Source organism: Stenotrophomonas sp. 2YAF22, assembly GCF_052114665.1.
Taxonomy (GTDB): domain Bacteria; phylum Pseudomonadota; class Gammaproteobacteria; order Xanthomonadales; family Xanthomonadaceae; genus Stenotrophomonas; species Stenotrophomonas indicatrix.
The window spans coordinates 1-1,875 of sequence record NZ_JBFRFE010000735.1 but is presented as its reverse complement, the minus strand read 5'-3'; the positions used below and the strand labels follow the sequence as shown (position 1 = coordinate 1,875).

Annotated in this window: 3 protein-coding genes; all 3 read left to right on the top strand. The window is 67.3% G+C overall.

What is annotated here, in order from left to right:
* Window positions 1–805, top strand: an 805-nt coding sequence (gene pdxA / locus AB4Y84_RS20560; protein ID WP_442250809.1) for a 4-hydroxythreonine-4-phosphate dehydrogenase PdxA, incomplete at its 5' end; no start/stop codon positions are given.
* Window positions 802–1,605 carry a 16S rRNA (adenine(1518)-N(6)/adenine(1519)-N(6))-dimethyltransferase RsmA gene (rsmA, locus tag AB4Y84_RS20555; RefSeq protein WP_312786639.1) on the top strand — a complete coding sequence of 268 codons (804 nt, stop codon included), beginning with the start codon at window positions 802–804 and terminating at the stop codon, window positions 1,603–1,605. The genes pdxA and rsmA, both read left to right, overlap by 4 nt.
* Before the next feature lie 13 nt (window positions 1,606–1,618).
* The coding region (gene apaG, locus AB4Y84_RS20550) for a Co2+/Mg2+ efflux protein ApaG (protein ID WP_442250808.1) at window positions 1,619–1,875 on the top strand (257 nt) is incomplete at its 3' end.

The window sequence follows — 1,875 nt, the reverse complement described above, 5'->3', positions numbered from 1 at the left end:
CGCGCACGCCCGCGTCCCCGGCGACCTGTGCCTGCGCGCCGTCTCCAACAGCACCCCCAGCCGTTTCGGCCATACCGACCCTGCCAACGCAGGCGCGGTGATCGCTGCCCTGCTGGGTGCCGGCCAGGCCTGCCTGTCCGGTGAACTGCACGGCGTGGTGACCGGCCCGGTGCACAAGGCGGTGATCAACCAGGGCGGCATCGCCTACAGCGGCACCACCGAACTGCTGGCCGACCAGGCCGGGGTAAAGGTGGTGATGATGCTGGCCAACGACATCGTCCGCGTTGCCCTGGCCACAACCCACCTGCCGCTGCGTGAGGTCGCCGATGCGATCACCGCCCCCGGCCTGGAACACACCCTGCGCACCGTGCATGCCGCGCTGCGCCGCGAGTTCGGGCTGGCCGCACCGCGCATCGCCGTGCTGGGCCTGAACCCGCATGCCGGCGAAGACGGTCACCTCGGTCGCGAGGAACTGGATCTGGTCATCCCGCTGTTGCAGCGCCTGCGCAGCGAGGGCATGGACCTGATCGGTCCGCTGCCGGCCGATACCGCGTTCCTGCCGACCAAGCTGGCCGGCTTCGACACTGTGCTGGCGATGTACCACGACCAGGGCCTGCCGGTACTGAAGTACTCCGGCTTCGAGCAGGCGGTGAACCTGACCCTGGGCCTGCCCTATCCGCGCGTGGCGGTGGACCATGGCACCGCGCTGGATCTTGCCGGCCGCGGCATTGCCGATCCTTCCAGCCTGCAGGCCGCCACAGCGCTGTGTGCGCGGCTGGCGCGGCAACGTACACTGAGCACATGACTTCCCCGCATTCCCCCTCCGGCCCGGTGTTTTCCGCCCCGGCCAAGAAGCAGCTCGGCCAGCACTTCCTTGCCGACCGCTACTACATCGACAAGATCGTGATGGCGGTCAATCCCCGGGACGGCGACCGCCTGGTCGAGATCGGCCCGGGCCAGGGTGCGATCACCCTGCCGCTGCTGCGCGTGCACCCGAAGATGACGGTGATCGAGTTCGACCGTGACCTGATTGCGCCGTTGACCGCTGCCGCCGAACCGCTGGGCCAGCTGACCATCGTCAACCGCGATGTGCTGCGGGTGGACTTCACCGAGCTGGCCGATGGACAGCCGATCCGCCTGGTCGGCAACCTGCCCTACAACATTTCCTCGCCGATCCTGTTCCATGCGCTGGAACACGCTGCGGTGATTTCCGACATGCACTTCATGCTGCAGAAGGAAGTGGTCGATCGCATGGCCGCCGGTCCCGGCAGCAAGGTGTTCGGCCGCCTCAGCGTGATGCTGCAGGCCTACTGCGAGGTGACCTCGCTGTTCGTGGTGCCGCCGGGTGCGTTCAGGCCGCCGCCGAAGGTCGATTCGGCCGTGGTGCGTCTGATACCGCGCGACCCGGCCACCATCAACATCAAGGACCACAAGCGCTTCGCCGACGTGGTCAGGGCCGCCTTCGGCCAACGCCGCAAGACCCTGCGCAACGCCCTGAACAACGTGGTCAGCGCCGAGCAGTTCGTGGCCGCCGGCGTGCGTCCCGACGCCCGCGCCGAACAGCTGGACGTGGCTGAATTCATCGCTTTGGCCAATGCCACCTGATTACACTGCCGGTATGGAAGACGCTGACGTTTACGCCATCTCCGTCGAAGTCGCGCCGCGCTTCCTCGACGACCAATCCGCACCGGAAGACGGTCGCTATGCGTTCGCCTATACGATCCGCATCCACAACCAGGGCCGCGTTGCCGCGCGCCTGGTCGCACGCCATTGGCGCATCACCGATGCCAATGGCCGCGTCGAGCATGTCGATGGCGATGGCGTGATCGGCGAACAGCCGCGACTGCGTCCGGGTGAAGACTTCCATTACACCTC